The sequence below is a fragment of the Pandoraea sp. NPDC087047 genome, assembly GCF_044745225.1.
GTDB lineage: Bacteria > Pseudomonadota > Gammaproteobacteria > Burkholderiales > Burkholderiaceae > Pandoraea.
This window is the reverse complement of sequence record NZ_JBIUZU010000008.1, coordinates 255377-276276: the sequence shown is the minus strand read 5'-3', so window position 1 is coordinate 276276 and position 20900 is coordinate 255377. Positions and strand designations below refer to the sequence as shown.

17 protein-coding genes are annotated in these 20900 nt (G+C 66.2%); 12 read left to right on the top strand and 5 right to left on the bottom strand.

From position 1 onward, the window contains the following. Window positions 1–133: 133 nt before the first annotated feature. Window positions 134–1327 (top strand): MFS transporter, encoded by a 1194-nt coding sequence (locus ACIPHM_RS17390; protein ID WP_400330600.1) that lies wholly within the window; start codon window positions 134–136, stop codon window positions 1325–1327. Between the two features lie 43 nt (window positions 1328–1370). Here ACIPHM_RS17390 and ACIPHM_RS17385 read toward each other — a convergent pair whose 3' ends face one another. Then, on the bottom strand, window positions 1371–2222 hold the full coding sequence (locus ACIPHM_RS17385; protein ID WP_400330597.1) for a TOBE domain-containing protein: 852 nt from the start codon (window positions 2220–2222) through the stop codon (window positions 1371–1373). A gap of 236 nt (window positions 2223–2458) precedes the next feature. Between ACIPHM_RS17385 and ACIPHM_RS17380 the strand changes: the two genes are divergently transcribed. After that, window positions 2459–2758 (top strand): hypothetical protein, encoded by a 300-nt coding sequence (locus ACIPHM_RS17380; protein WP_400330594.1) that lies wholly within the window; start codon window positions 2459–2461, stop codon window positions 2756–2758. A gap of 78 nt (window positions 2759–2836) precedes the next feature. Here ACIPHM_RS17380 and ACIPHM_RS17375 read toward each other — a convergent pair whose 3' ends face one another. Continuing rightward, the gene (locus tag ACIPHM_RS17375; RefSeq protein ID WP_400330591.1) at window positions 2837–4450 is read right to left on the bottom strand and encodes an EAL domain-containing protein; all 1614 of its coding nucleotides are present in this window, start codon (window positions 4448–4450) and stop codon (window positions 2837–2839) included. 422 nt (window positions 4451–4872) lie between these two features. On the opposite strand from ACIPHM_RS17375, the gene ACIPHM_RS17370 reads away from it, so the two are divergent. Then, complete coding sequence (locus tag ACIPHM_RS17370; protein ID WP_400330588.1) at window positions 4873–6117, top strand: MFS transporter; 1245 nt, start codon at window positions 4873–4875, stop codon at window positions 6115–6117. A gap of 117 nt (window positions 6118–6234) precedes the next feature. Here ACIPHM_RS17370 and ACIPHM_RS17365 read toward each other — a convergent pair whose 3' ends face one another. After that, window positions 6235–6648, bottom strand: coding sequence for a hypothetical protein (locus ACIPHM_RS17365; protein WP_400330585.1), 414 nt, complete (start codon window positions 6646–6648; stop codon window positions 6235–6237). Between the two features lie 142 nt (window positions 6649–6790). After that, window positions 6791–8155, bottom strand: a complete 1365-nt coding sequence (locus ACIPHM_RS17360) for a PLP-dependent aminotransferase family protein (RefSeq protein WP_400330582.1) — start codon at window positions 8153–8155, stop codon at window positions 6791–6793. A 127-nt stretch (window positions 8156–8282) separates the two neighbouring features. On the opposite strand from ACIPHM_RS17360, the gene ACIPHM_RS17355 reads away from it, so the two are divergent. Beyond that, window positions 8283–9488 (top strand): MFS transporter, encoded by a 1206-nt coding sequence (locus ACIPHM_RS17355; protein WP_400330579.1) that lies wholly within the window; start codon window positions 8283–8285, stop codon window positions 9486–9488. On the opposite strand, the gene ACIPHM_RS17350 is transcribed toward ACIPHM_RS17355, so the two are convergent. After that, the gene (locus ACIPHM_RS17350) at window positions 9472–10398 is read right to left on the bottom strand and encodes a MurR/RpiR family transcriptional regulator (protein ID WP_400330576.1); all 927 of its coding nucleotides are present in this window, start codon (window positions 10396–10398) and stop codon (window positions 9472–9474) included. The genes ACIPHM_RS17355 and ACIPHM_RS17350 overlap by 17 nt on opposite strands. Before the next feature lie 316 nt (window positions 10399–10714). On the opposite strand from ACIPHM_RS17350, the gene ACIPHM_RS17345 reads away from it, so the two are divergent. The 8 genes from ACIPHM_RS17345 to ACIPHM_RS17310 all read left to right on the top strand — a co-directional run bounded on the left by ACIPHM_RS17345 (window position 10715) and on the right by ACIPHM_RS17310 (window position 20868). Further along, window positions 10715–12058 (top strand): aspartate aminotransferase family protein, encoded by a 1344-nt coding sequence (locus ACIPHM_RS17345; RefSeq protein ID WP_400330573.1) that lies wholly within the window; start codon window positions 10715–10717, stop codon window positions 12056–12058. Beyond that, entirely contained in the window at window positions 12055–12897 is an 843-nt protein-coding gene (locus tag ACIPHM_RS17340) for a 3-keto-5-aminohexanoate cleavage protein (RefSeq protein WP_400330570.1), read from the top strand. Before ACIPHM_RS17345 ends, ACIPHM_RS17340 begins: the two co-directional genes overlap by 4 nt. Window positions 12898–13135: 238 nt before the next feature. After that, complete coding sequence (locus ACIPHM_RS17335) at window positions 13136–14785, top strand: methyl-accepting chemotaxis protein (RefSeq protein WP_400330567.1); 1650 nt, start codon at window positions 13136–13138, stop codon at window positions 14783–14785. 48 nt (window positions 14786–14833) lie between these two features. Beyond that, window positions 14834–15322 carry a chemotaxis protein CheW gene (locus ACIPHM_RS17330; RefSeq protein ID WP_400330564.1) on the top strand — a complete coding sequence of 163 codons (489 nt, stop codon included), beginning with the start codon at window positions 14834–14836 and terminating at the stop codon, window positions 15320–15322. Next, entirely contained in the window at window positions 15319–16767 is a 1449-nt protein-coding gene (locus tag ACIPHM_RS17325) for a CheR family methyltransferase (protein WP_400330561.1), read from the top strand. The genes ACIPHM_RS17330 and ACIPHM_RS17325 overlap by 4 nt, the downstream gene beginning before the upstream one ends. Beyond that, complete coding sequence (locus ACIPHM_RS17320) at window positions 16764–17423, top strand: chemotaxis protein CheW (RefSeq protein WP_400330558.1); 660 nt, start codon at window positions 16764–16766, stop codon at window positions 17421–17423. Before ACIPHM_RS17325 ends, ACIPHM_RS17320 begins: the two co-directional genes overlap by 4 nt. Beyond that, a complete protein-coding gene (locus ACIPHM_RS17315; RefSeq protein ID WP_400330555.1) occupies window positions 17420–19864 on the top strand; it encodes a hybrid sensor histidine kinase/response regulator in 2445 nt (814 codons plus the stop codon). The genes ACIPHM_RS17320 and ACIPHM_RS17315 overlap by 4 nt, the downstream gene beginning before the upstream one ends. After that, window positions 19861–20868: a chemotaxis response regulator protein-glutamate methylesterase gene (locus ACIPHM_RS17310; protein ID WP_400330552.1), complete on the top strand. Its 1008-nt coding sequence runs from the start codon at window positions 19861–19863 to the stop codon at window positions 20866–20868. Before ACIPHM_RS17315 ends, ACIPHM_RS17310 begins: the two co-directional genes overlap by 4 nt. Window positions 20869–20900 lie beyond the last annotated feature (32 nt).

Here is a 20900-nt window from a genome sequence, read left to right as displayed (position 1 = left end):
TGTGACATGAAATCACAAATGATTTTCCTTCGCGCAGTCTATTTCATCAATATCGGGACGTCTATATTCCGCACATCGGTCACCGCCGTCACTTCGATGGCGTGGCCGTCCTCATTTCAGACAGGAGTTTTCCGTGCCCATCGCCATCTACGCCCTGACCGCCGGTGCCTTCGGCATCGGCGTGACGGAGTTCGTCATCATGGGCTTGCTGCTCAACGTCGGCGCCGATTTCGGCGTGTCGATCGCGGCCGCTGGCCTGCTCATTTCCGGTTATGCACTGGGTGTCGTCGTCGGCGCGCCGGTCATGACGACCGCCACCGCCCGCTGGCCGCGCAAGACGGTGCTGCTGGTCCTCATGGCGATCTTCACTGTCGGTAACGCGGCCTGTGCGCTGGCGCCAAGCTACGGGGCGCTGATGGCGGCGCGTGTGCTGACGTCGTTCGCCCACGGCACGTTCTTCGGCGTCGGCTCGGTGGTCGCGACCGGTCTGGTGCCGCGCGAGCGTCGTGCGTCGGCCATCGCCGTGATGTTTACCGGCCTGACGGTCGCCAATATTCTCGGCGTGCCGTTCGGTACGTGGCTGGGACAGCATTTCGGCTGGCGCGCCAGTTTCTGGGCCGTGACGGTGATCGGCGCGATCTCGCTGCTCGTGATCGCGTGGTTCGTGCCGAAGATCCCCGCGCCCAAAGATGCCGGCGACTGGCGTGCCGACTTGCGTGCGCTGGGGCGTCGTCCCGTGCTGCTGGGCTTGTTGACGACGGTTCTCGGCTGGGGCGGCGTGTTCGGTGTGTTCACTTACATTGCGCCGCTGCTCACCGAAGTGGCGGGCTTTGCCGAGGGCGCCGTGTCACCGGTTCTGCTGGTCTTCGGCGGCGGTTTGGTCGTCGGCAATCTGCTGGGTGGCAAGCTCGCGGATCGTCGCGTGGTGCCGGCGGTGCTGGGCAGTCTGCTGGCGCTATCCGTAGTGCTGGGGCTGATGACGTTCGCGCTGCACTCTCACTGGCTGACCATCGCCTTTGTGGCGCTGCTCGGTGCGACCGCCTTTGCGACGGTGGTACCGCTGCAACTTTGGGTGATGGAAAAGGCGTCCGGGGCCGGTGAGAGTCTGGCGTCGAGCTTCAATATCGCCGCGTTCAACCTCGGCAATGCCATGGGTGCGTGGCTTGGCGGCTTCGTCATCGATCATGGCCCGGGACTGGCGGCAGTGCCGTGGGTGGCCGCGCTCGTGCCGCTTGCCGGGGTGGGGGTGGCGCTGCTGAGCTTGCGTCTGGACCGTCGCGACGCCAGTCGTGAGGGCGCACCGAACTGCGAAACCCCTGCGATGTAATGCGCTGACCGAGGCCCGGCGCGCGGGGCAAGACGAAAGCGCGTCAGGCCATCACACCCACGATCACGCTGACGGCCGCGAAAGCGGCCGTCGCGCCGATACCCATGGTCAGCCCCCGCGACGTCAGCGTGTCGTGCGGCATCACGGCCGCGAGACGGCCGCCCCCCGGCAACGCCAGGATGACTTCGGCCTGCCCGGCATCGTCGGCGATGGCGTCCACCGTGCCGGACAGCCGGTTGGCCGTTGGCAATCCCGCGAGATCCGCGCCGCGCGCCACTTCGATCCACGGCGCCTTGATCAGCGCGAACGCCTGCCCGCCGAGCGCCAGCCCGAGCGATTGCGTGCTGTGATGAGTGAGCGAGGCGGTGATCGCCTCGCCGCCGGGAAGCGTCAACGTTACCTCGTCATTCACGCCGCAGCGTCGAATGTCGGTGATCGTTCCGTGCAGTTGGTTGCGCGCGCTGGTCTGGAGTCCGAGCCGTGCGATGACCGGCCATTGCTCGTCGAAATGCTCCAGATCGTTGGCGACGCGCGCAAGGAACTGCTGCTGCGCCACTTCCACTGCCCGAAACGCCGCTACCAGCTTGGCGCCGCGCGGGGTCAGGCGTGTGCCGCCACCGCCGCGTCCGCCCGTGCTGCGCGCGACCAGCGGTTCGCCGGCGAGCTGGTTCATCGCGTCCACGGCGTCCCATGCCGCCTTGTAGCTCATGCCCGCCGCCTTCGCGGCAGCGGTAATCGAGCCTTGCGCGGCAATGTGCTCCAGCAAGGCGATACGCGCCTGGCCGCCAAGCGGCGAATTGCCTCGATGCAGCCAGAGCGAACCGCTCACTTGCAGGGCATTGTCCATTTCGTTGCGTAAAACATCATCCGGCGTTGAAGAAGGTTCGGAAACCATAATGATTTTTTCGATCAAACTCAGCAGGTGGCCGCATTGTAGAGGGTGGGCAAACCAGCGAGTACGGAAGCTGGACGGGGAACTGTTGCGGCGCACCAACGAAGCGCGCTTCGGACGTCTTTTGGGGGACGAATGGGGGACGTTTCTCCTCTACATTGATTTTTGCCGCATGCCCCCCCAATGCCGGTTTGTCGTGCTTCAGACTTGACATCCAAGCCATCCAAGTCTGCTGCGAGATGACCGGGAATGCGACGTTTGCCGAAGTGCCCACTCACCTGACACAACAGAAACGGGGTGAAATGATGCGCGTCAGGAATATCAAGGAAACGGTTGACGGGGCTCGATACTATCGTCTGGTTCGCACGCTGCCCAACGGCAAGCGACATCAGATGCAAATCTCTTTCTCCGCGGGTGAAATGCGCTTCAGAAGTTTCGTTGCGCAGCGATTGTGGTTGCTGCGCGCCGAAATGAGAGACAGCACACGGGCAGCCGCAGCGCCCGCGCCACGCAGCAACATGCCACAGCTGGTCTTCTGATCCGGTTGCGGTATCGCCGGACAAAACGCCCGACCGGTCTCTTCGCTGGTCGGGCGTTTTTGTCCGGCGCAGATTCCCTCAGATCGCCTTGCGAGGCGTGAACGATGCCAGCGGCGAGACCGTCGCAGGCGTTGCCTTCACGGCCGTCAGTCCCGTGCCCGCGTGGGCAATCGCGAATTGCACCAATTCGTCGAACGCGATCGGGCGCGCAAACAGATATCCCTGCGCATAAGTGACCTTGCGCTCACGCAGGTAATTCGCCTGCATGGCGTTCTCCACCCCCTCCGCCACGATCGTCATGTCCAGCCGCTCGGCCAGATTGATGATGGAATCGCAGATGTTGCGCGTGACCACGTCGTCTTCGGTCACGGGCAGGAATTCCTTGTCGATCTTCAGATAGTTGAAGTCGTAGCGCTTCAGGTAGCCGATGGAGTTGTTCTCGGCCCCGAAGTCATCCAGCGCCGTCTCGATGCCGCGCCGCTGAAGTTCGGCCATCACGTTGCGCGCTGCCGCCGTGTCGCGAATTACGTACCGCTCGGTAATCTCGGCGATCATCGGATAGGTATCGTTTAGCGAACCGTAATACCGCTCGATATCGTGAATGATGGTCGTATCGCGCAAGTGCCGTTCCGCGAGATTGATGCCGATGTGAAAGCCCTGCGGCAACGCGCCTTTCGCCACGTCGTTACGAATCTGGCGCAGCAGCGCACGAGTGAGTTCGACAATGAGACCGTTGCCTTCGGCAATGGGGATGAAGGCGTCCGGGCGCACCAGACCCGCAATCGGATGGTGCCAGCGCAGCAATGCCTCGGCACCGGCACAGCGACCGGTAGCGAGCTCCATCACCGGCTGGTAGTAGACCTTGAACTCGTTGCGCTTGATGCCGTGCGCGATCTGCCGCTTCATGAACTGCGACGGACCGAGATGGCGGAACGTCAGCACCCCGAGCAAAAACGCGATGAGACCGCCGAACGCCAGGAAGATGGGCGCCTGGTTGGCCGCGAGCGATTGCATCAGCGACGGGCTGCCGGCGAGCGATGTGACGAAATGTTCCGACGTCAGCGTGACCTGCGCCCCGCGCGTCGCAAGGCCGGCCGATTCCAGGCGCGGGCCTTCCGAGGTGAGTGCTACCTTGCCCACAGTCATGGCCGTCCACGCCAGATCACTGTTCTTGACGCTATGCAGTGTCTCGGTGAGATAGACGCCGTCGACGAATCCGAGCACGCCGTCCGTGGCCGAGGTCGGCACGTAAATCGCCAGCGCGGGCGAATCGCGCACAAAGGGCGTGCCGCCGACGAGCATCGCGCGTTTGCCCGTGAGCATGGGCACGAGATCGGCGGGGAAGGGAAGATTGAGGGCGGCGTCCGAGCGCGTGACCGACGAACAATAGAGCTGCCCGCGCGAGACGAGCCAGATGGAGCGGAAGTAGGGGCTGAGCGTGCCGGTGGCCTGAAGCGACGAGCTGACCTCGCTGCAAGAGCGGCCGACCCAGGGCGTTGCGCCGCGCAGCGTGCCCTCGGCTTGCGAGACGATGCGCTCGAGGGCGTCGCGCTGGCGCTCGGCTTCCTGCTGAAGAATCGACTGCGACATGTGATAGATGCGCAGCCAGCCCAGAAAAAGGACGACGATGAGCGTGACCGCCACGACAAGTCCGGTCACCAGCCACTGCACGACTCTGGAGTGTTGAATCATGTTCGCTGCCAACCAAGGAAAGAGCGGGCCCTGTGTGGACTGTGTGCAACGCCGGTGTATGGCGTGTTGCACGGCACAACTCGTCAATTGACTCTACACGAATCCCCGACGGCGTCCGACCCCGATAAACCCGCACAACGCCCGACAGACGTGCGTGCGCGGCGCTTGCCGCCGATGCGCGAGCGGGTCATCCGGGGGCATTCCCGGTCGCCGCAATGCGGCGTTGAGGCCGCATTCAGCGTGGTGCTCGGATGGCGTAATCGCGACAAAACTTGGCGTAACGACGATTTACGCATGCTCTACACTTCACTCATTAAATTTCTGACGGAAATTGGGATGAATCCCTACTTTCGCGCATAGGTGCGCGAAACCGCCGGAAATCGCACGTTTCCTTAAGCCTTAGACGTAAGTCCACTCATCCCATGTCGAGTCAACCCGTAACGTCCCTTCCCGGCGCCGAGGCTCCCAAATCGCCGGCGGCGCAGGGCGCAGCATTCCGTGTGCTGTCTGCGATCAGCTTTTCCCACTTGCTCAACGACATGATTCAGTCGTTGATTCTCGCCATCTACCCGCTGCTCAAGGCCGGTTTCGACCTGAGCTTCGGTCAGGTCGGCCTGATTACCCTCACGTACCAGATCACGGCATCGCTGCTGCAACCGGTGGTGGGCCTGTACACCGACAAGCATCCGAAGCCGTATTCGCTGCCGGTCGGCATGGGCTTTACGCTCGTGGGGCTGTTGCTGCTGGCGGTCGCGCCGAACTTCGGCATGCTGCTGGTCGCGGCGGCGCTGGTCGGTATGGGGTCGTCCGTATTCCATCCGGAGTCGTCGCGCGTGGCGCGCATGGCCTCGGGCGGACGTCACGGCATGGCGCAGTCGTTCTTCCAGGTCGGCGGCAACGTCGGTTCGTCGCTCGGCCCGTTACTGGCCGCGCTGATCATCGTGCCGCACGGCCGCGGCAGCGTGGCGTGGTTCTCGGTGGCGGCGCTCGTCGCGATCTTCGTGCTGTATCACGTGAGCCGCTGGTACGCCGTGCAACGCGCCGCGAGCAAGGGCAAGCCGGCAGCGCGCCGAGGCGGCACCGTGCATCTGTCGCGCGGCAAGGTGCTGTTTGCCATCGGCATTCTGCTGGTGCTGATTTTCTCGAAGTACTTCTATCTTGCGAGCATCAGCAGCTACTTCACGTTCTATCTGATCAGCAAGTTCAACGTGTCGGTGCAAAGCGCGCAGGTGCATCTGTTCGTCTTCCTGTTCGCCGTGGCGGCGGGCACGATGATCGGCGGCCCGCTGGGCGACAAGATCGGCCGCAAGTATGTGATCTGGGGATCGATCCTCGGCGCTGCGCCTTTCACGCTGATGCTGCCGTACGCCAACCTGTTCTGGACCGGCATTCTGACGGTGGTGATCGGCCTGATCCTGGCCTCCGCGTTCTCGGCCATTCTGGTCTACGCGCAGGAGCTGATGCCGGGCAAGGTCGGTACCGTCTCGGGGCTGTTCTTCGGCTTCGCTTTCGGGATGGGGGGGGTGGGCGCCGCCGTGCTCGGTGAGCTGGCCGACTCCACGAGCATCGACTTCGTCTATCACGTGTGCGCCTATCTGCCGTTGCTCGGGATCGTGACGATTCTGCTGCCGGATGTCGAGGGTCGCAAAAAAACAGCCGCGGCCTGACGCTCCTGTCCGATGGTCAACGCCAGTGTCAGCACACTGGCGGCATCAAGAAAAAATCGCCGGTCCGACATTTCGGAACCGGCGATTTTTTTGTCCGACGACGAGGCAGGCGGCCGCTTAGGGCGTGCCGCGCTTTTGCAATTCCCAGTGGCCGTTTTCGGTGGTCTTGCAGGCCGGCAGCTTGAGCGTGACTTCCTGACCCTTGGCGGTGAGCAGCACGACCAGATCGCGGCAGGTCTTGTCGCCGTCTTTTTGCGTGTTCGTGGCCGTGAGTTGCGCCGCGATGGCCACAGGGTTACGCGTGCCCTTGTTGGTCCATTCGACCGTGTCGTTGTCCTGCTTGTCGGACAGGACATCGCGAGCGGCTTTGGCGAACGACTCGTTGTCGGCCTTCTTCATGTAGGCCAACGGGGAGTTCTGCATGAAGGAAAGATTGGAGGCGGCAAGCACGGGCGCGGTCATGCTTGCACCGATGACCAGTGCCGTGCCAAGCGCCAACGTACGGGCGCGCGAGAAGCGGATTAGCGACATTCGGAGTCCTTGAGATTATCGATGGGGGACGAATCCTGCACGATGCCGCGTCGGGACTGATGTCGATCCGGCGGCCGCAGGGAGCACGTCGATCATAAAAGAAACCGGCAGCGGCGTCATCCCGGCGCGGCACGCTGCCATTTCATCCGCGCTGCAGGGCTTTCATGACGGCGGCGACCTGAGCGAGCGCGGCTTGCAACGCGGCGTCGCTGCCCGGTGAGCCGAGCGCGACGCGAATGGCCGCCGGCGCGGTTTGCCCCGGCGCGGCGAATGCATCGACAGGCGTCACGGCGACGCCGCGCGCATGCAGGGCAGCCACGACATCGTCGCAGCGGATCGGCGCGGGTACGGGCACCAGGCGGTGAAACGCCCCGGCATAGCCCGTCGATCTCAATCCATCGAGGCACGCGAGCGCGATGGCCTGACGCCGCTCCGCCAGCCCCCGCTTGCGCGTCACCCAGAGATCGATCGTGCCGTCGCTCAACCAGCGTGACGCCAACTGCGCCATGAGCGGTGCGGCACTCCACACACTCGCCCGCATGGCGGCGTGCACGCGCGGCAAGTGCGAGGGCGGTGCGACGAGATACGCGATACGCAGCCCCGGCGCGCCCGGCTTCGAGAGACTGCACACTTCGAACGTTCGCTCGGGCGCGAGCAGGCGAAGCGGCGGCGGGGCGTCGGCCACGAGAAAGCCGTAGGCGCTGTCGTCGATCAGCAGCAGATCGTGACGCCGGGCGACTTGCACCAGCGCGCGCCGCTGCGCGAGCGGCATCACGCTGCCTAGCGGGTTATGCAGCGTGGGCATTGTGTAGACGACGCGCAGCCGTCCGGCATGCACGCGGCAAAGTTTGTCGAGCGCAGACGCATCGAGTCCGTCCGCCGTCATCGCAACGGCCGCGAGCGGGATATCGCGCATGGCGGCAAGCGCTTTCCAGCCGGGATACGTCAACGCTTCGACCGCAACCGGCTCGCCTGCACGGCACAGCGCCAGTTGCAGCACGTCCAGCGCGTGCTGGCCGCCCGCACAAACGACCAGCGAATCGGGGCTGACGCGGATCCCGTCGCGCCGGGACAGCCATTCGGCGGCGGCACGACGGTCGGTCAGGCGCCCGTCATGCGGCGTGTGGGCGAGCAACGCACTCAGATCGCTGCCGGACGCCATCTCGCGCAGCGCCTGCCGGAACGCCTCGGTTTGCTCGGGCAGCACGGGATAGTTGAATGCCAGATCGACACCATCGAGCACGCCCGGTGCGGGGGCCCATTGTGCGAAGGCGGCCGCCGCGCCGACCGCTGGCGAGCGCACGAAGGTGCCGCGCCCGATTTCGCCTACAGCCAGACCGCGTCGCGCGAGTTCGGCGTATATCCGCGTGACGGTGGAGATCGCGAGTTCGTGCGCGTCGGCGTAGTCGCGCTGCGGTGGCAGACGGGTGCCCGAGGCGAGATCGCCCGATGCGATGGCTTTGGCGAGACGTTCGACGTGATCGAGGTAGCGGGCGGGGGCGGCCATGAAGGAGAGCGAGGAGAGTGAGCGGAAATTGATCTCAGGACAATTCAATAATTGCACTGGATTGAGGCGCCGACAATACTGAGCGCCGCGTCATCCACTTTCCTGTCTCCGCACCTTCGCGTTCCCCATGCACCCCGCTAATCGTCAGCCCGTACGTTGGGCCATTCCCGTCCCTATCCCGAGCATCCCGTTACTCGCCCTCCAGCTTTTCCTCGTGACGTTCGCCGTCAACCTGCAAGCGCCGCTGGTGCCCGATTACGCGGCGGCGAGCGGCTACGGCGCGGGGGCGCAGGCGCTGGCGTTCGCGTGTTACGTCGGCGCGCTTGTGCCGGCGCTGTCGTGTCTCGCGGGTTTGTCGGATCGTGTGGGGCGACGTCTGCCGTTGGCCGTTGCGCTCCTGCTGGGGTTCGCCGGCACATGGCTGACCTTGCGCTGGCCGACGCTCGTTGCGCTCGGCGGTGCCCGGGCTTGCTATGGACTGGCGACCGGACTCGTGGCGGGCAGCGGTACGGCTTACATGACGGAGTTATACGGCGAGCGCGCCGATGCCGCAACGCGCGGCGCCGCGCTGGTGGCGGCGGCGACCTCGTTGGGGTTCGGCACGGGGGCGCTCGTCACCGGCGTGTGTCTGATCGTCGCGCCTTCCATGCGGCCTCCGCTGAGTCTGTGGGTCTATCTGCCGTTCGCGTTCGTGGCGGCCGTTGCGGTGGCGGCGCTCCCCGTGCCTGCGCGTCGCCCGGACGTGCCGTGGCTGCGCTGGCCGGTGCTCGCGCCCGGCACGGCGCCGCTCGGCGTAGCGATTCTGCTCGCGTGGGCGGCGGTGGGCGTGGTGATCGGTGTTGTGCCGTCGGCGCTCGCGGCGCACGGACATGCCGCGTGGGCGGGCTTCGCCACGTTCTTCGTCGTCTCGACGGGCTTGCTGTTCCAACCGGCCGCGCGACGCATGACCCCGGTGCGCGCCGTGCGCGTGGGGTTGGTGCTCGTGCCGCTCGGCTTCGTTGTTCTGGCGCTGGGGGTGGTTTGCGTGAACCTGCCCGCGCTGCTCGCCGGCGCGGCCATCGCGAGTTCGGCATGCTACGGCTTCACGTATCTGGGCGGGCTCGCGGCGGTCAATGCAGCGGTCGCTCCGGCGCTGCGCGCCCGCGCGGCGGCAGGCTACTTCCTGTTCGCGTACTTCGGCTTTTCCGTGCCGGTGGTCACGAGCGGCTGGCTTGCCGATCGCTTCGGCATGCCCGTTGCGCTGGCCTTGTCGACTGCGGCGCTGATCGCAGGCAGCGCGGCGCTCGCAGTGAGGCTGCGACGCGAGAGCGCAACGCTTACGCGTCCGGCTTGATCCGCGTGCGCTTGCCTCCCGCGCTGTCCGACGGCGTGACGTAAGCCCCGGTGCCGTGCAACTGATCCTCGGCCAGTTCCAGGGCACGCACGGCGCCGCGTCCCTTGCGGGCGAGCAACATTTCGACGAGCGTCTCCACCACGGCGACCCCCGCGGTGATCGACGGGAAGAACGACGGGCTCTCATGCGAGAACAGCACCGTCACGTCGGCATCGAGGGCGAGCGGCGAGACCGTCGAGTCCGTGAGCGCGAGCACGCGGGCCCCGGCCGCTTTTGCCGCGCGCGCAACGATCAGCGCCTCGTTCGAATACGGCGCAAAGCTGATGACGACCACCACATCGCGCGCCGAGAGCGCGCGTAACTCCATCTCCAACGTGCCGGCTTCGCCGCGAATCAGGTGCACCGTCGGCCGGAACAGCCGGTAGACGTACTGGAACGTGAACGCGATGGGGAAGCACGCGCGAAAGCCCGCCACGTGCACCGTCCCCGCACCGGCGAGCAGATCGACGGCCGCGCCCAGCGAAGCATTCGCACCCGCTTCCGTCAGGTCGAGGTTGTTGTGCTGCACACGGAACATCTCGGGCACCATGCGTGCCGCATCGCCCTCGCGAATCACCTGCCGCGCGCGGCTCGCATAAGGCTGCGGACCGAGCCGGATCGATTCGAGGAACAACTCGCGCAACCCATGCCATCCATCGAAGCCCAGATGCTGTGCGAGGCGCACGAACGTCGCCGGTTGCACGCCCGCCTCGGCGGCAATCGCGCGCATGGAACTGATGGGCACGCGCTGCGGATGATCGAGCAGGAAACGCGCGCCCGCCTGAAACTGCGGGCTGAGTTGGGAGTAGCGCTCGCGCAGCATCGTGTTGAGCTGGTCGAGCGTCTGCGGCAGCGCTGTGGCTTGTGTCATTGGGGGATGGCAACACGGCGACGAAAGAATGTAACGATTGTTGCATGAAATGCCATAACCGCGCACGCGCTTTCCCGGCGAGCCGTGGACTGCGATGAAACAGCGAGTGTGGTAATGGTGTTGCGCGAAGTGTTGCGGTGGCAAAACACGTGAAACATATGTTGCAAACAATCGGCGATACGCCTACACTGAGCGGCATCTTTCGCGAGACGACGGCCCGTGATGGCAGCGCTGCCGCGCGCCATCGTGCGCCCTATCGAGCCATATCGCACCATATCGCGACACATCACGCCATCTTTCCGTCAGGGGTTCAGGCATGACTCACGTGTTTCACCGCAATCCGCGCCAGACGCTGCCCGTCGCGGTCGGCGGCCAGGGAATCGAGTTGATCGACAGCAATGGCAAGCACTATCTCGACGCCTGTGGCGGTGCGGCGGTTTCATGTCTGGGCCACGGACACCCGCGCGTGATCGAGGCCATGCAGCAACAGGCGGCGCAACTGGCCTATGCCCACACCTCGTTCTTCACGACGGAAGTGGCCGAGCATCTGGCCGACACGCTCGCGGCGGGCGCGCCCGGCGATCTGAATCATGTGTATTTCGTGAGCGGCGGCTCCGAAGGCGTGGAGGCGGCGCTCAAGCTCGCGCGCCAGTACTTCGTCGAGATCGGTGAGCCGCAGCGTCAGTACTTCATCGCGCGACGTCAGAGCTATCACGGCAACACACTCGGCGCGCTGGCCATCGGCGGCAATGCGTGGCGACGCGAGCCGTTCCTGCCGCTGCTGGTGCCGGCGCATCACGTCTCGCCGTGCTTTGCCTATCGCGAACGTTTCGACGGCGAGAGCGACGCGGCGTACGTGCAGCGGCTGGCGGACGAACTCGAAGCCAGGATTCTCGAACTCGGCGAGGACAAGGTGATCGCGTTCGCCGCGGAAACCGTGGTCGGCGCAACGGCGGGCGCGGTGCCGCCGGTGGGCGATTACTTCAAGCGCATCCGCGCGGTGTGCGACAAGTACGGCGTGCTGCTGCTGCTCGACGAAGTCATGTCCGGCATGGGCCGCACCGGCCATCTGTTCGCTTGCGAGGAAGACGGCGTGGTGCCCGACATTCTGGTCATCGCAAAAGGTCTGGGCGCGGGCTATCAACCGATCGGCGCGATGCTGTGCACGGACAAGATTTTCGACGCCGTGGTCGGCGGCTCGGGCTTCTTCCAGCACGGGCATACCTATCTGGGCCATGCGATGGCGTGTGCGGCGGCGCTTGCCGTACAGCGCACGATCGCCGAGGAGAACCTGCTGGAGAGCGTGAAGGCGCGCGGCGAGCAACTGCGCGCGCGCTTGCGCGAAATCTTCGCGGATCATCCGAATGTCGGCGACGTGCGTGGGCGAGGGCTCTTCGTCGGTGTCGAATTCGTGGCCGATCGGGCGACCAAGCGGACCCTGCCGACGGCAGACAAGACACACGCCCGCCTGAAGGCGGCCGCCAAAGCGCGCGGCTTGCTGATCTATCCGATGGGCGGGACGGTCGACGGCGTGCACGGCGATCACGCGCTGATTGCGCCGCCGTTCATCTGCCAGCCGGGAGACATCGACCGCATTGTCGAGCGACTGGCGCTGGCCGTCGCGGACGTCACCGGCGTGAGCGCCGGAGGCCTCGCATGACGCGCGCTTACGCACTGGCTGTCGCCCCCAACGGCGCGCGCCGCACGCACGTCGACCACCCCGCGTTGCCCATGACGCCGGACGACCTCGGCGCGTGCGCCAAGGCGTGTCTGGACGCAGGCACGGCCATGATCCATCTGCACGTGCGCAAAGCGGACGGCACGCACAGTCTTGAAGTCCCGGACTACACGGCGGGCATCGCGGCGGTGCGTCGCGCGGTGGGCAACGAACTCGTGTTGCAGGTGACGACGGAAGCCGTCGGCATCTATACCCCTGAGCAGCAGATCGCGACGGTGCATGCACTGCGTCCCGAGGCGATTTCGGTGGCGTTGCGCGAAGTGCTGCCCGACGCGGCCCATGCACCTGCGGCCGAAGCCTTCTTCGCGTGGCTTTGGCGGGAGCAGATCACGACGCAATACATCCTGTACGACACCGAAGATGTGGCGCACTACCGGCGCTTGCGCGCGAGCGGTGCGATCCCTGCTGGCCGCCACTGGGTGCTGTTCGTACTGGGGCGCTACAGCAAGGGACAGTTGTCGTCGCCGTCTGACCTTTTGCCGTTCCTGTCGGCCTGGGGCACGGGGTCGGACGCCCTGCGCGAGGATCCCACCGCAACGCCATGGGCCATGTGTGCGTTCGGTCCGCGCGAAGCCGAGTGCGCGCTGGCGGCGGTGTTGCAGGGCGGCCACGCTCGCATCGGCTTCGAGAACAATCTCTATCTGCCCGACGGCAGCCTCTCCCCGGACAACGTCGCGTCGCTGAGCGTGCTGACGGCCGCGGCCACCCCCCTGGCGCTGGCGCCCATGACGGCGGACGCCCTGCGCGAGCTGACTCGCTGATGGCCTGATGTCCTGACGTTTGGACGATCGGACTGCGGGCCATACCTTCCGGCATCCGGACAGCGCAGCTCCCGGGCACAGGCAGTGCCCGGGCGTGCGCGACAAATCAGAAATAAACCCAAATACACGGCCTGACCGGCGTTGCCCGACCGGGTCGCTGTAATAGAATCGGCGTAACCTTAAAAAGGCCCGCGTCGCCCTCCCCGGCACCGGGCGTGAACACGAACGGGAGCGCGGCGTGAAACACTGGTCGATCCGACATCGCATTCTGGCCAGTTTTGGCCTGATCCTTGCCCTGATGGCCCTGATGGCCGGCATTACCTTCACCCGGCTTGCCGCTATCGCAGAAGAAGCCCACAGCGTGGAGTCCGATTCCACGCCCGGCCTTTACTACAGCACGATGCTTCGCGGCGCCTGGTTCGAGAGCTATCAGGTGCTCCAGCAAGTCGTGGCTATCGACGACAGCGACAAGACCCGCGCGGTCGATCTCGATGCGTTGCGCTCGTCCGATACCCGGATCGACGGCTGGATCAAGGATTACGGCATGACCGTGAACCGTTCCATCGACCGCATTCAGTACGACGAAGTGCGTGGCGTGCGTCAGCAATACAGCCGCATCAGCAACCAGGTGCTCAAGCTCGTTGCGGACGGACAGATCCCCGCAGCGCGCGCCATGCTTGCCGAGCAGCTCTATCCCGAATGGGGACGCGGGCGCGCGGCCATCCAGCGGCTGGTCGACACCAACAAGACGTACGCCGACGAGGCGACCAATAACATTGCCGCGGCGGTCGCGACGGCCAAGGCCACGCTGCTCATTACGCTGTGCGTGGCGCTCGCCTGTGCGGTGCTGTGCGGATGGTTGTTGTTCCGGGCGATCAGCGTGCCGCTCGCGAGCGTGATGCAGATTCTGGAAGTCATGCGCTCGGGCGATCTGACCAAGCGCCTCGATCTCGCGCGTCGCGACGAATTCGGTGCCCTCGAATCGGGCTTCAACCGAATGACGGACGAACTGACGGGGCTCGTCGGACAGGCGCAGAAGTCGGCGCTGCAAGTGACGACGTCGGTCACCGAGATTGCCGCGACGTCGCGCCAGCAACAGGCCACGGCCTCGGAGACGGCTGCGACGACGACCGAAATCGGCGCGACCTCGCGCGAGATCTTCGCCACGTCGCGCGATCTGGCACGCACCATGACCGAAGTCGCAGGCGTGGCCGACCAGGCGGCGTCGCTCGCGGGCACGGGGCACGTTGGCCTGACGCGCATGGAAGACGCCATGCGCCATGTGATGGAAGCCGCGGGGTCCGTCAACGGCAAGCTCGGCATCCTCAACGAGAAGGCGGGCAACATCAATCAGGTCGTGACGACGATCACCAAGGTGGCCGACCAGACCAACCTGCTGTCGCTCAACGCCGCCATCGAAGCCGAGAAGGCCGGCGAGTACGGCCGCGGCTTCGCCGTAGTGGCCACGGAGATTCGCCGCCTTGCCGATCAGACAGCCGTGGCGACCTACGACATCGAACAGATGATCAAGGAGATCCAGTCGGCGGTGTCGGCCGGGGTGATGGGCATGGACAAGTTCGCCGAAGAGGTGCGTCGCGGCATGGACGAAATGCGTCAGGTCGGCGACCAGCTCGCACAGATCATCGCGCAGGTGCAGACGCTGCCGCCGCGCTTCCAGGTCGTTAGCGAGGGCATGCAGGCGCAGGCCACCGGCGCGGAGCAGATCAATCAGGCGCTGGTGCAGCTCTCCGAGGCGGCGCAGCAGACGGCCGAGTCGTTGCAGCAATCGAGTCAGGCCATCGAAGAGCTCAATCACGTGGCCAATGGCCTCAAGAGCGGGGTGTCGCGCTTCAAGGTGCAGGCACTCCCGCCCACGGGCCTGATTTGAGATAGCCGACTCGAAATCACCGACGCTTCGTCATTCGCCGACATCGCCATGCTGTTCCTGCGTTTCGCCATCGCGACCGATCACTACGTCATCGAAGCCGGCCATGTGGCCGAGGTGCTGCCGTGGCTCGCGCTCAAGCGCCTGCCCGCGGCACCCGCCTGGGTGGCGGGCGCTTTCAGCTATCGCGGCGAATCCGTTCCCGTCATCGATCTCACGCGCCTGGCGACGGGCGAGCCCGCGCCCGAGCGGCGCTCCACGCGTCTGGTGCTCGTGCATTACCCTGCCCCTGGCCCCCGTGCGCGACGTCTCGGCGTGCTCGTCGAGCGTGCGACCGATACCCTGCGCGCCGATGCCGCCGCCTTTCAGGCGAGCGGTGTCGATTTGCCCGAGGGCCGCTATCTCGGCCCCGTGCTCGATACGGCAGACGGACTCGTGCAATGGGTGAGTGTCGAGCAGTTGCTGACCGACGAAGCCCGCGCACTGCTTTTCGATGCGGCGCGCGATGTGCTGGCGGATGAAGCGGAGGTGTCGTCATGAGCCACGTGCAAGACATCGAACGCCTGCTGCGCGAAACGATGGGCCTCGACGCCGAAACGCTCGGCGTCAATGCCATCGAACGGGCGGTGCGCGCGCGTCTTGCCACCCTCGTGCCCGAGATGCGGGACACTCCGCCGTACTCGCGCTACTGGCAGCGCTTGCAACAGTCGCCGCAAGAACTTCAGGCGCTGATCGAAGCGGTCGTGGTGCCAGAGACGTGGTTCTTTCGGCACCGCGAAGCGTTCACGGCGCTGGCGAAGATGGCGCAGGAAGCGCGTGCGGCGCGTCTTGGCACTGCGCGTGAAGCGCAAGCGTTGCGGCTGCTGAGCTTGCCCTGCGCGACCGGCGAAGAGCCGTACTCGATGGCGATGACGATGTTCGACGCGGGATTCGGCGCCAACGATTTCAGTATCGATGCGCTGGACATCAGCGAACGCGCGCTCGCCGCGGCGCGCGAGGGCGTGTACGGCCGTAATTCGTTTCGCGGTCCACCGGGAACGATGCTGTTCCGGGATCGCTATTTCACGCCCGAAGGCGAAAACTATCGTGTCATCGGTGCGCTGCGCACGCAGGTTCGCTGGCACGCGGGCAATCTCTTCGACGCGGCGCTCGTCGACCGGCTGGGCACGTTCGACTTCATCTTTTTCCGCAACGTTCTGATCTATTTCGACCGTGACGGGCAGCGTCGTGCGGTTACCGCGCTCGAGCAACTCATGCGCATGGGCGCTACGCTTTTCGCCGGACCGGCTGAGGGCGGCACGCTGACCAGCAACGGGCTGACGTCGACCGGACATGTTCAGGCGTTCTCGTTTCGCGTGGCCGGACCGGTGCGCGACGCGCACGCAATGACGACGTCGACGATGTCGACGGCATCGCGCCTGACCGGCACGCTCGAAGCGTTCCGTCCCGCGCCGCCGGTCAATACCGTGCGCGCCATTGCGCGGCAACGCACGCCGCCGACCCACGTGAAGCACACCGTGCACGTGACGCCGATGGCACCGGCCCGGACATTTGCCCCGATGCCTGCCGCGGCTACCCATGGCGCAAAGCCTTCCGTTGCCCGGCCGCTCGATGCCGCGGCGTCCGACGATATTGCCGGGCAACTCACGCAAGCCCGCACCGCCGCCGATGCGGGCGATTTCGTACGCGCGGTGGCGCTGTGTCGCAGCGTGCTGACGACGGATCGCGCGAATGCGCAGGCGGAATATCTGCTCGGGCTTGTCGAGGACGCACGGGGCGACGCGCAAGGTGCGCTCATCCGCTACCGTCGCGCGCTGTATCTCGACCCGGGGCATTATGAGGCGCTCGTGCATTGCGCCGCGCTGCTCGATGCGCGGGGCGACGTCGCAGGCGCACGACGTCTGATGGAGCGCGCCGAGCGCACAACGCAAACGTCCCCCGAATCTCATGACAAGACGCATCGCCAGGGCACACGACATCGATGACCAATCGCGAAATTGCGCCTGAGACCGGTTCCGTGTCCGGTGAGCACCACCCGACGCGCCGGCAACCCGGACAGCTGGGCGTCGACACGCTGCATCGGCAAGCCGCCGAGTTGCTCGATCGTCTGCCGGTCACGCCCGTCGATCCGGCACCGTGGCGCGCCGTCCACGGCGCGCAGGAGACCGCACGCGGCCCGTCGCTGCTGCTCTTCCGTCTGGCCGACGAATGGCTGGCGCTGCCCGCATCCACCATCGAAGTCGTCGCGCCAATGCGCGGCTGGCATACCGTGCCGGGACATCGTCAGCGCGCGCTGCTCGGGCTGGTCAATCTGCGCGGCGCGCTGGTGCCGTGCCTGTCGCTGGGCGAACTGCTCGGCGTTCAGCCCGCACCGCAAACGCAGGCGATGCCGGCGAACCCGTTGCGCGCGAGCACGTCGCGCTTGCTGGCGCTGCGTCACGGCCAGCATCTCAGCGCCTTTCCGGTGACGGAAGTCCACGGCACCGTCACACCGGCCAGCACCGCGCTGGGCACGGTGCCTGCGACGGCGTTGAGTGCTTCCGACGGATTCGCCGTGGCCGTGTTGTCGTGGCGTGAGCACGTCGTTGGCGTGCTCGATCCCTTGCGCGTCGGTGCGGCGTTCGACCGGAGCCTCGCATGAGCGACGATCTGCAAAACGCCACGCTGCTCGACCTGTTCCGCATGGAGACGGAGACACAGGCGCAGGTGCTCGGCGACGGGCTGCTGGCGCTCGAACGCGCGCCGACCGATGCCTCGCGACTCGAAGCCTGCATGCGCGCCGCGCATTCGCTCAAGGGCGCGGCACGCATTGTCGGCGTCGAGGTCGGTGTCTCGCTCGCTCATGTGCTCGAAGACGCCTTCGTCGCCGCGCAACGCGGCGCAATGGCGCTGGACGCCAAGTGCATCGACCGTCTATTGCAGGGCGTGGATCTGTTGATGCGCCTCGCGCATCCGCCGGGGCACGATGTGAACTGGGCGCAGGGCGCGGGCAAAACGGAAATCGACGCCTTCGTTGCCACGTTCACCGGCGAGCTCGCCGAGCGGACCGGCGACGCGGTGCAGCCCACGCCCACGCCCTCGTCCGGCGAACTCACGGCATTCGACTACGCCAGCTATGGCATGGACATGGGAGGCGCCGGGGGCACGGGAGGCACGTCGCCCGGATGGGAGGTGGCCGGCGCGCCCGGCACAGCTCACGACGCCACCGAAGTGCCGCCGCCATCGCACGCGCCATCGCCTGACGTCAGCCCGTTGTCCGCCGCCTCCGATGCCCCTGGCAGGCATGAGACGTTCGACGACATGGGCTATGCCGACAGCACTTCGCGTACCTTGCGCGTCTCGGCCGGCACGCTCGACCGGCTGTTGCGCCTGTCGAGCGAAGCGCTGGTGGCGTCGCGCTGGTCGCAGCCATTCGCGCAATCGCTGCAGCGGCTCAAGCGTCATCAGCACGATGCCGGCGACGCACTCGAGCGCGTGAGTTCGGCGCTCGCGCGAGTGGCGGATCGTTCCGACGAAGACCGTCAGGGGCTGCTCGCGGCGCTGGCCGATCTTCGCCGCTCGCTCGGCGTGGGCGGCCAGTTGCTCGCAGAGCAGATTCACGAACTGGATCAATTCGACAGGCGTTCGACGCAACTCTCGCAGCGTCTGTACGACGAGGCGCTCGCGTGTCGCATGCGACCGATCGATGACCGGCTGGGCGGCTTCGCGCGCATGGTGCGTGATCTCGGCCGCTCGCTCGGCAAGCCGGCGCGACTGGAAGTGCGCGGCGCGGATACGCAGGTCGATCGCGACATTCTCGATCAACTCGAAGCGCCGCTTGGCCACTTGCTGCGCAACGCGGTCGATCACGGACTGGAGAGTCCGCAGGCGCGCGCGGCGGCGGGCAAATCTGCCGAGGGGGTCATCACACTGAGCGCGCGGCATAGCGCCGGGCTGCTGCTGGTGAGTGTGGCCGACGACGGTGCGGGCATCGATATCGAGCGGGTGCGTCAGACCGTGGTCAAGCGCGGGCTGGTAACGACGCAGACCGCGCAGCGTCTCGACGACAACGAGTTGCTCGAATTCCTGATGCTGCCCGGCTTCACCCTGCGCGATACCGTGACGGATGTCTCGGGGCGCGGCGTCGGCCTCGACGCCGTGCGCGCGATGGTGGCGATGGTGCGCGGCACGGTGCGCATCGAACACGCGCCGGGACGCGGCACGAAGTTCATTCTGCAACTGCCGCTCACGTTGTCGGTGGTGCGCAGTTTGCTCGTCGAGATCGCCGGCGAGCCCTACGCGCTGCCGCTCGCGAACCTGTCGCGCACGCTGGCGCTGCCGCAGGAAGACATCGACATGCTGGAGGGTCGTCCGCACTTCACGATGGACGGCAGGCAGATCGGGCTGGTGAGCGCACAGCAGGTGTTGTGCGGCGGCGAGCCGGCCGGGGTGTCCGGCGAACAGCCCGTGGTCGTATTCGGCGACGGCGAGGCGCGTTACGGGCTGGCGGTCGACAAGTTCCTCGGCGAGCGTATGCTCGTCGTGCAGCCGCTAGACGCCCGGCTCGGCAAGCTGCCCAACATCGCCGCTGGCGCGCTTACGGAAGACGGCTCGCCGCTACTCATCATCGACACGGCCGATCTGGTGCGCTCGATTGCGAAGGCGGTGGAGATGGGCTCGCTGGAGCGCTTGCCGATGCGCACCGCGCAAGCGAGCGGACACGGGCGCAAGCGCGTGCTGGTCGTGGACGACTCGCTGACCGTGCGCGAACTCGAACGCAAACTGCTCGCCGCGCGTGGCTACGACGTGCGTGTGGCCGTCGATGGCATGGACGGCTGGAATGCCGTGCGCAGCGAGACGTTCGACATGGTGATTACCGACGTCGACATGCCGCGCATGGATGGCATCGAGCTTGTCACGCTGATCAAGCGCGACGCGCGCACGGCGGAATTGCCGGTCATGATCGTGTCTTACAAGGATCGCGAGGAAGATCGCCAGCGCGGGCTCGACGCGGGCGCCGATTATTACCTCGCGAAAGGCAGCTTCCACGACGACACGCTGCTGCGCGCCGTGGTGGATCTCATCGGGGAGTCGGGGTCATGAGAATCGGTATCGTGAACGATTCGGTCATCGCCGTGGAAGCGTTGCGCCGCACACTCGCGCAACGCCCCGGCTTCGATGTCGCGTGGGTCGCCCACGACGGCGCGCAGGCAGTGCAGATGTGCTCGCCGGTGCCGCCTGACCTGGTGCTGATGGATCTCGTCATGCCGGTCGTGGACGGCGTGGCGGCCACGCGCGAGATCATGCGTCGCACGCCATGCCCGATTCTGATCGTGACGTCGGACGTTGGCCATCACGCGAGTCTGGTGTTCGACGCGATGGGCGCGGGCGCGCTCGACGCCGTCGATACGCCGGTGTTGGGCGCGCGGGATCGGGCGCGACCGGTGTCGTCGCTGCTCGCGAAGATCGAAGCCATTGCGGCGCAGCAAGCCGACGCGCGACTGCCGCAAACGGTCGTCGCGCCGCGGGCGGCGACGGGTACGGATTCGCTGGTGGCCATTGGCGCATCCGCCGGCGGCCCGGCCGCGTTGGCGACCTTGCTGGGACGCCTGCCCGCGAACTTCGGTGCGGGCGTGATCGTCGTACAGCATGTGGACGATGCGTTCGCCCCCGGCATGGCGGCGTGGCTCGATCAGCAGACGCCGCTCAAGGTGCGGCTGGTGCAGGCGGGCGAGCGTCCGGCCGCGGGGGTGGTGTTGCTCGCGGGCGGCAATCGTCACCTGCGTGTGGACGCCAGCGGCCGCTGCGGCTATACCGACGAACCCAGGGACGCGGTGTACCGCCCGTCCATCGACGTCTTCTTGCAAAGCGTGGCCGAAAACTGGCGCTCGCGCGCGGTGGGTGTGCTGCTCACGGGCATGGGGCGCGATGGCGCCGTCGGGCTCGGCGCCATGCGTACCCAGGGATTTATAACGATCGCGCAGGATCGCGCGACGAGTGCGGTGTACGGCATGCCCAAAGCGGCGGCCGAGGCGGGTGCGGCGTCGCAGATTCTGCCGCTACCCGGCATTGCGCCGCAATTGGTGACGCTGTTCGGAACTGTATGACAGAGGGACGAAAAACTATGACGACAACCCCA

Coding starts and splice junctions, on each gene's coding strand:
- ACIPHM_RS17375 (WP_400330591.1), bottom strand. CDS start 4,450: ATGATTCAACACTCCAGAGTCGTGCAGTGGCTGGTGACCGGACTTGTC.
- ACIPHM_RS17340 (WP_400330570.1), top strand. CDS start 12,055: ATGACGCGCGCTTACGCACTGGCTGTCGCCCCCAACGGCGCGCGCCGC.
- ACIPHM_RS17310 (WP_400330552.1), top strand. CDS start 19,861: ATGAGAATCGGTATCGTGAACGATTCGGTCATCGCCGTGGAAGCGTTG.
- ACIPHM_RS17380 (WP_400330594.1), top strand. CDS start 2,459: ATGACCGGGAATGCGACGTTTGCCGAAGTGCCCACTCACCTGACACAA.
- ACIPHM_RS17320 (WP_400330558.1), top strand. CDS start 16,764: ATGACCAATCGCGAAATTGCGCCTGAGACCGGTTCCGTGTCCGGTGAG.
- ACIPHM_RS17365 (WP_400330585.1), bottom strand. CDS start 6,648: ATGTCGCTAATCCGCTTCTCGCGCGCCCGTACGTTGGCGCTTGGCACG.
- ACIPHM_RS17360 (WP_400330582.1), bottom strand. CDS start 8,155: ATGGCCGCCCCCGCCCGCTACCTCGATCACGTCGAACGTCTCGCCAAA.
- ACIPHM_RS17330 (WP_400330564.1), top strand. CDS start 14,834: ATGCTGTTCCTGCGTTTCGCCATCGCGACCGATCACTACGTCATCGAA.
- ACIPHM_RS17350 (WP_400330576.1), bottom strand. CDS start 10,398: ATGACACAAGCCACAGCGCTGCCGCAGACGCTCGACCAGCTCAACACG.
- ACIPHM_RS17325 (WP_400330561.1), top strand. CDS start 15,319: ATGAGCCACGTGCAAGACATCGAACGCCTGCTGCGCGAAACGATGGGC.
- ACIPHM_RS17345 (WP_400330573.1), top strand. CDS start 10,715: ATGACTCACGTGTTTCACCGCAATCCGCGCCAGACGCTGCCCGTCGCG.
- ACIPHM_RS17385 (WP_400330597.1), bottom strand. CDS start 2,222: ATGGTTTCCGAACCTTCTTCAACGCCGGATGATGTTTTACGCAACGAA.
- ACIPHM_RS17315 (WP_400330555.1), top strand. CDS start 17,420: ATGAGCGACGATCTGCAAAACGCCACGCTGCTCGACCTGTTCCGCATG.
- ACIPHM_RS17355 (WP_400330579.1), top strand. CDS start 8,283: ATGCACCCCGCTAATCGTCAGCCCGTACGTTGGGCCATTCCCGTCCCT.
- ACIPHM_RS17370 (WP_400330588.1), top strand. CDS start 4,873: ATGTCGAGTCAACCCGTAACGTCCCTTCCCGGCGCCGAGGCTCCCAAA.